Origin of the sequence: Streptococcus sp. HMSC10E12, from assembly GCF_001807855.1 — a bacterium.
GTDB lineage: Bacteria > Bacillota > Bacilli > Lactobacillales > Streptococcaceae > Streptococcus > Streptococcus salivarius.
In genome coordinates this window covers 40,897-47,556 of record NZ_KV791098.1, presented here as the reverse complement: position 1 = coordinate 47,556, position 6,660 = coordinate 40,897, and the positions used below count along the sequence as shown (strand labels likewise).

Sequence of the window (6,660 nt, the reverse complement as noted above, 5' to 3'; positions counted from 1 at the left end):
GAAGAGCAAGCCACCCGTTCTCACGGGTGGTTTTAACTATTCCGTTTATGAAGAAAATATTAGTAGGGCTTAGATCCCTGTGCAAAATTCCTCGTTTATGCACTAGAGATATAGTGTGAAGTATTTGCCGTAAAATATTAAATTTTGATTCATCTGGTAATTCGCTTTCTTTAATATAATTAGCAAAAGTAAAATCCGCTTTTTCCATTGTGTAGGAATAATTATCGATATTAAAGTCATATACATTTATAATACTTTCAATATCTGAACATGATTTTGTAATTTCAAACTCTCTACGAAATCGACTTCTTAGCGATTCATGTCTAACCGAGTCTTCATTTAATTTTTTTAATACTAATCCTGTAGATTTTTGTAGAAAAATATCTGCAAATCCACCTTTTCCGATTTCTACTAAATCTTGATTGGTTTCTACTAAGAAGAATTCATTGCCTTTTTTTGACAAATACAATGAATAAATTGAGCAGACTTTATTTAATTCCGTTAAAACCTTTTGTTGGTATTCTAAAGAATCAACTTCACCTTTTTAACGTTCTGTTAAAAGATATTGTTTGCTCAATATAATGCTGAAAAAAAGATCAAGTTTACCAGTTTCAGAGAAACTTAGTAATTTATCATTTACATAAACCCATCTTGTTGGGAACCCTTGACGGTAAACATCACTAAAACCGAAATAGCTATTAAAAAAGTCTACTAACTGTGGGCCAGTTTTATAGGTAAATAATTCTGTTTCATCCCCACAGAATATTTTTGCAAGTGTTTTGTAAAATTCTGGATTGATCAATAACGATACCTCTATCATAAATAAGCTAATAGATTCATTATAGCACTATAAATAAAGAAGACTATCTTTGTAATACACTTACTTAATTTTTTATATATCAACAATTTATTTGGTCAATTTAATTTGCTTAATTGACAGAAAAATGAAAGATCTCATTCAATCAGATCTATTTATTTTTTATGAATAAGTTGTACAACCTTGCTAAAGGTTGATATAAAGCTATTTATAAATCACTTGGACACAAACCGTGTCCAATCAGATTTTACGATAAAAAGGTAGAGAAAAAGGTAGAGTTTGAATTGAAATACAGTGCAATAAACTGCAATTGACAAAAAGAAAAAACGCTTGAAATCAGCGTTTTTCTTTTGTATTGATTCGTATTGAATCCTTATTTTACTTCTGTAAAGGTTTATTAGTGTTATTTCAGCATGCTATAAACGCTGTTATATCAACGTTTTTGAGTTCCTGTCTAATAAAATGTAGTCAAAAATGTAGTCATTTTATTAAGATGTAAGTTTGGCAATTTCTTTGAGGTAAATATCAACAGCCTCAGACTTTTTCTTAGGTGCTAGTTCAGCATAGGTGTCCATGGTTGTCTTGATTGACTTATGCCCCATTCTGATTTGGAGCTCTTTCCAGTTTGCACCTGCATTAAGCATCATAGAAGCATGTGTGTGACGAAACAGATGGAAACCATAATCAGGTAAGCCAAGCTCTGAGAGGCGCTTTTTAAGCGTTGTACGCTCGTTTCTATCGCACATATAATTCCCATAGATAGTCGGGAAAATAAGGTCTGTAGGGGGTAAATCGTACTTTTCAAAGTAAGTGTTCATCTCATTATGAAAATCTCTAAGGTCTTCCAATGTTTTTCTAGGAACGGCGACCCTGCGATTTCCTGAGTCTGTTTTAGCGCTATTTTTGCAGACAACCTCCCCCTTGATGCCAAGCTTTTTATTGGCAGCTCTCCACATAAGTGTTTTGGTAACAATAAGCTCATTGTTATCAAAATCAAGGTCATGAACGGTCATTGCAAGCAGTTCATTGATACGCAAAGCAGAAGCTAGCAAGGTATCACATATGACCTTAAAACGTCTATTAGCCCGTGTATTTGGTAAGCTACTTAGATAGTTCAGCCAAGTTGCTAAATCATCTTCATGTAACACCATAATACGCTCTTTAGATGGTTTTGGTTTAGGTGGGATTTTTATTGTTTTAGCTGGGTTATAAGAGAGTTCAAAGTTGGTAATACCGTAGTCGAAAATATCACTTAATTTATAGATAACAGCCCCAAACTCTTTGGCATGTCCTTTTTTAGACTTTTTAGCGCCTGATTCCACAGATTTCTTTGATTGTTGAGCAAGTTTGTTTACCCATACTTGAATATCAACAGATTTTATTTCCTCAGGCTTATAAGTACCAAATTTTGGAATGATATAAGTATCTAAGTATCCTCTAACACGGTTGATAGTATTTTGTGAGGTCACCCATGTTACAAAGCTAGTGAACCACGCTTCTGCGAGTTCTTCAAAATTATTGATGACAAGAGTCTCTTTTAAGGTAGCCCCTTTTTCTTCAAAGTCTAGTCTAGCCTGCATGATTTTTCGGTCAAGACTTCGTAAAGTTTTGGCAGTGATGGATGAGGTGACTTTTTTACCAGTCTTAACATCAATCCCAATATAAACACCTCTTTGAGTGTAGCTGATTGTACCGTTGTTTTTTGTAGTTTTTGTTATCTTTCGATTGTTGTGAATGATAGTTTCTTTTTGCATAGTAGCCTTCTTATTTCGGATATATAAAAGGCTAAAATAACAACCTCACATTTATTTATTGTGATAGTTTTATTTTAGCACATTTTGGATTAAGGAGTTAAGTATTTTATAACATCTTCCATTTTGTAATAGACTGTACGTGTTCCTTCTATAGGAGGTTCAAGCCTCTTTAGACCAGTTTTCTCCCACGATTTTAAGGTGTTAGGAGAAATCTGAAGAATTGACAACAATTCCTTTTGAGTGACGATGTTAGAGCTTTTCTGTTGTTCTTGTTGATGTTGAATGATGGTTAATAAGGTATTTAACAATTGTTCAATTTGGGTTAATTTGGCATATTCATTATTGGTCATTATCGTTGTCCTTTCCATAGCCTGAGTGACGACGAGAGTCAAGATATTTCGCAAAGAAGTAGGTTTTATCAACTATAACACTCAGTAGTAATGGGTTTTCCTCACGAGCATATATGACAAGATTATTAAACTCTGTGAAATTATGCTCCTCAATAGTATCAATCACAGTCGAAAGAAATTCATCGTTGTTATTGCTTATAAGAAATTTATCAAGTTCAAAGCCACACCCTGATTCAATATCCTCGATATCGTAAGGTGTCTTTTCAGGATTTTCAGCATGGATAAAGTAATCATACATACCTTTAGGGGACATGACGATTTCAACGTGACTAGGTGTGTTTAGTTTCTCTGTCAAAAGTTCTGAGACTTGCGAGTAGCTTTTAAGTGAATCAAAGAACAAAGCGCCATGTTTATGCGACTTCTTAAACTCACCTGTTTGTCTATTGACATCTTTATCATGCCATGGACTGAGCACAAAGGGGACGTGCATTTCTTCAAGGATTTCCAAATAGTTTTCAGGAGCACTCTCTTGATAGAGAAGGAAAGCCCATTTGTTAGAACGTTTTTCTTTTGCCATAGGCAGGTACCTCGTTTCTAGTTCTTATCTGTTAGGAGAATTTTAGGGTGATTTTGGTAGTCTTGTTTCAAAACTGTGATTATTGATTATTGGTGTAATGGGGGTCGTAGTAGCCCCATTACATAGCTAAGTTAGAGAGTTTGAAAGGGCAGTGCCTTTGGCTTTCACTTTGTGAGCCAAGCACCGCCCTTTCCTTATCTTCTTGTAGCTTTAAACCAGAGCTTATTTCCTTCCCGATTAGGTGAAGAAAAATAATAATTTGGATTACGGCTAGAAATTTCTTCCTTGATATGAGCCTCCATATCTCTCAGAAGTTTCTGAGCTTGTTGTGTCCTTGGATATTTGAGAAAGACGACAACAGTGCTTTTTCTGACATCAACAGTTGCTTTTCCTACTGTTTGGTTGAAATTTTTAAGAATTGGATTGAATTTTGTTATGGTTGTCTGATTATCAATCGTGATAGCAGACTCTGATTTATCATCTTGTCTGAGAAATTGTCGCAGGCGTATCGTCTGGTAGACAGACTTGAAGTAGTTCAAAATACTATCGTTAATCATTCGTTGGGTTAACTCAACGATAATCAGAGAAACAGCAACTAGTACAAGTATGGTGGCTATTTGGCTTGTGTAGCTTCCTAGAAGAATAAGTTTATTTTGGATAATGATGATAAAACTATTCAAAGATGGGATATCAAAATCTCCAAACAATTTTACAAGCAGATTGAAAGCGAAACTGAGTATGAAGCTAATTAGCCCAACGAAAAGAAGGGAGGAAATAAGATTGTATGATTTTTGAAAGAAAGTCTTTTTCATGTTTAGAGTATACCTTTCTTAGCGTAGTAGGTAGGACAAAGAAGAGGAAGAACTTGATAGGGATGTTCATTGTCGATGATTTGGATGAGTCCTGTTCCCTTACCTATTGGGATAACAATTCCTTCAGGGTCTAAGTCAGGAAAGAGAAATTGTGTCGTTTTCTTATTGATATTCCCTATTTGAACCAGTACATTCAATTGTTCACGAACTGATACAGGTATTGTATTGTGGTCAAACCTCTGGCTGACTAAAAATAGGTGGACTTTAGTGGCACGTCCAAGTAAAGCAATTTGAGACAAGAGTGAAAAGAATGAATCCTTAATAGTCTTGTTTACTCCTTCACTCAAGGCAAGTACCTCATCAATGACAACTGTCAAATGGTCAAATTGATGTTCAGGATTGTCGTAAAGTATTTCTTGGCGTTGCTGAATGAGATTTAGACAATTGCTGAGATTTTCATTGATTTCCGAAACAAAATCTGATTTTGAACGGTTCTTTTGAGGATGAATGACGGCAATACCATTTTCACGAGCCCAGCGAGACGGCGTATCAAACTTTGGGTCTACAATAATAAGTTCAGAATAATTTTTTAATAAACTTAGAAAGTAGGTAAGAGCATATGACTTCCCAGAGCCACTATTACCAGCAATTGCTAGCGAAGTGACCTTATTAAAGTTTAGAGTAAGATTTTTCATAATTGGAAGAATATCTTTTTCCTGCATTTTTGAAAATTCCTCTAAATCTGAGATGACTAAACGCTCAGAAACACCTTTTTTCCAAGGAAAGAAAAGCCCTCGCTGAACATGTATGTCATCAGTATCTAATGCCATGAAATAGGCTGAATTTTGCTTTAAGAGGGTATAACGTGGGTAAAGGGAAGCATTGGCAATCAAGAAAATTTTCTGATAGAGTTCATCATCAATGATATAACCTGCAGGTAAGCGAGGAATAAACAGAAAGCCGTCAGACATAATCTTAGTATCAAAGCTGTTGGTATAGCTAGTTTCCCCCTGCATGAGGGCTCCAAGTCCCATATTGAGACTTTGGAGCAGGTATTGAGCTAGTTCTTTATTCGTCATCATTTAACCTCCTTAATATTAGTAGCACGGAAATAGACATTATAGCCAACTTCACAGGCTTCTAGGTTCTCAAATTCAACCATAGTCATATAGGCAGGCAGTGTTACCTCAGATTCAAATTTCACTTGGAAGAGTGGAAGTCCTTTTTGAGAGAACCAAGCTTTATGAGCAATAATTTCCCCTGTTGGCTGACCGTCTTCAAATCTCATTTGAGGTTCAAGTTCAGTGCTCAAGCAATGAATTGCTTGTTTGATGTCAATATATTCAGTTGCTGTATTGGCTGAGTAGCCACCTTTGCGATTACGAGTTTTCATAGTTTTCACCATTTATCTTTCATTGTGTTTGTAGAGTTAGGTCGATGTGCTCCTTTTTAGTCTTGAGCTGGACTCTTGTTAGGTCATAATTTCTTACCTCCTTATCTATAAGGAGAAAAAAGCAGGAAATTGGTAGTTCCTGCTATAAGTTTTTTAGAAATATTTTCCGAGTTCTTCTTTTAGGATATTAAGGGTGTCCTCATAGTGCTTTTTAACGGTTTTATGGCTCTTGAATGGTGTCTCTTTCGTCAGTTGTAGTGCAGAAGTGCCATAGAGTGCAATTTCTAAGAAAATATGAAGGTCAACTTCTGGAAGCTTAGAGAGGATATTGTAGAGGTGTTCATTACGCTCCTTGATAAGTAACTGTTCAATGGGGTTATAAGTATTATCAGGATATAAATCCATAAGCTCCGTTGCTCGTCCTTCGTTCGTAACAGTAGCATTTAGACTAGTCTTGCCATAATAGCGTTCCTTGCGTTCAAGGTTATCCATTGCTTGACTGAGCAGTTTATCAACTCCGCTCCAATCGCCACTCTTAACAGCATTTGCAATTTTACGTTCACGTTTATCTTCGACTTTGTTAGTCATAAAGTTTCCTTTCCGTCCTAGGACGGAAGAGAAACACAGTAGTTTGCCGAATTGAGTATGAAAAAATGCACACCAAAGAAACGGCGAAACAGTTGGCACAGTCTACACCTGATGATGTAGCTATGTTCTGAGTTTCAATCCGTCCGTTTGATGCGCATCAATATAGGACTATAAAAATGATTTTGTTAAGATTTTCATCTTATGTTTACATTGTAGTTGATGGTAATCACTTTTCCCATGACCTGTTAGTTCATGTGTTTTAGGGTGACTGTTAAGGGATTTTTATAGTATAAAGTTCAAATTATGGGCTAATTCTGTGATAAAACATGAACTCCTAGTTCATAAAACACGTAACTTTTTTCAAAAACT

At 35.6% G+C, this 6,660-nt stretch carries 7 protein-coding genes and 1 pseudogene; all 8 read right to left on the bottom strand.

Translation table 11 applies throughout. From position 1 onward, the window contains the following. A pseudogene (locus HMPREF3112_RS06515) lies at nucleotides 1-802 on the bottom strand (serine/threonine protein kinase); the annotation flags it as partial. A 503-nt stretch (nucleotides 803-1,305) separates the two neighbouring features. Then, nucleotides 1,306-2,571 (bottom strand): tyrosine-type recombinase/integrase, encoded by a 1,266-nt coding sequence (locus HMPREF3112_RS06510; RefSeq protein WP_060973106.1) that lies wholly within the window; start codon nucleotides 2,569-2,571, stop codon nucleotides 1,306-1,308. 89 nt (nucleotides 2,572-2,660) lie between these two features. Then, the gene (locus HMPREF3112_RS06505; protein WP_060973105.1) at nucleotides 2,661-2,921 is read right to left on the bottom strand and encodes a MerR family transcriptional regulator; all 261 of its coding nucleotides are present in this window, start codon (nucleotides 2,919-2,921) and stop codon (nucleotides 2,661-2,663) included. Beyond that, nucleotides 2,911-3,498, bottom strand: coding sequence for a replication protein (locus tag HMPREF3112_RS06500; RefSeq protein WP_060973104.1), 588 nt, complete (start codon nucleotides 3,496-3,498; stop codon nucleotides 2,911-2,913). Before HMPREF3112_RS06500 ends, HMPREF3112_RS06505 begins: the two co-directional genes overlap by 11 nt. A gap of 194 nt (nucleotides 3,499-3,692) precedes the next feature. Beyond that, on the bottom strand, nucleotides 3,693-4,310 hold the full coding sequence (locus HMPREF3112_RS06495; protein ID WP_060973103.1) for a hypothetical protein: 618 nt from the start codon (nucleotides 4,308-4,310) through the stop codon (nucleotides 3,693-3,695). Between the two features lie 2 nt (nucleotides 4,311-4,312). After that, nucleotides 4,313-5,389: an AAA family ATPase gene (locus HMPREF3112_RS06490; RefSeq protein WP_070438753.1), complete on the bottom strand. Its 1,077-nt coding sequence runs from the start codon at nucleotides 5,387-5,389 to the stop codon at nucleotides 4,313-4,315. Further along, nucleotides 5,389-5,703, bottom strand: coding sequence for a hypothetical protein (locus HMPREF3112_RS06485; protein WP_070438756.1), 315 nt, complete (start codon nucleotides 5,701-5,703; stop codon nucleotides 5,389-5,391). Before HMPREF3112_RS06485 ends, HMPREF3112_RS06490 begins: the two co-directional genes overlap by 1 nt. A 153-nt stretch (nucleotides 5,704-5,856) precedes the next feature. Continuing rightward, nucleotides 5,857-6,291 (bottom strand): sigma-70 family RNA polymerase sigma factor, encoded by a 435-nt coding sequence (locus tag HMPREF3112_RS06480; RefSeq protein WP_070438751.1) that lies wholly within the window; start codon nucleotides 6,289-6,291, stop codon nucleotides 5,857-5,859. Between the last annotated feature and the right edge of the window lie 369 nt (nucleotides 6,292-6,660).

Excerpts from the sequence above, each read along its gene's own strand:
- HMPREF3112_RS06510 (WP_060973106.1), bottom strand. The coding sequence starts at position 2,571 with ATGCAAAAAGAAACTATCATTCACAACAATCGAAAGATAACAAAAACT.
- HMPREF3112_RS06490 (WP_070438753.1), bottom strand. The coding sequence starts at position 5,389 with ATGACGAATAAAGAACTAGCTCAATACCTGCTCCAAAGTCTCAATATG.
- HMPREF3112_RS06480 (WP_070438751.1), bottom strand. The coding sequence starts at position 6,291 with ATGACTAACAAAGTCGAAGATAAACGTGAACGTAAAATTGCAAATGCT.
- HMPREF3112_RS06485 (WP_070438756.1), bottom strand. The coding sequence starts at position 5,703 with ATGAAAACTCGTAATCGCAAAGGTGGCTACTCAGCCAATACAGCAACT.
- HMPREF3112_RS06495 (WP_060973103.1), bottom strand. The coding sequence starts at position 4,310 with ATGAAAAAGACTTTCTTTCAAAAATCATACAATCTTATTTCCTCCCTT.
- HMPREF3112_RS06500 (WP_060973104.1), bottom strand. The coding sequence starts at position 3,498 with ATGGCAAAAGAAAAACGTTCTAACAAATGGGCTTTCCTTCTCTATCAA.
- HMPREF3112_RS06505 (WP_060973105.1), bottom strand. The coding sequence starts at position 2,921 with ATGACCAATAATGAATATGCCAAATTAACCCAAATTGAACAATTGTTA.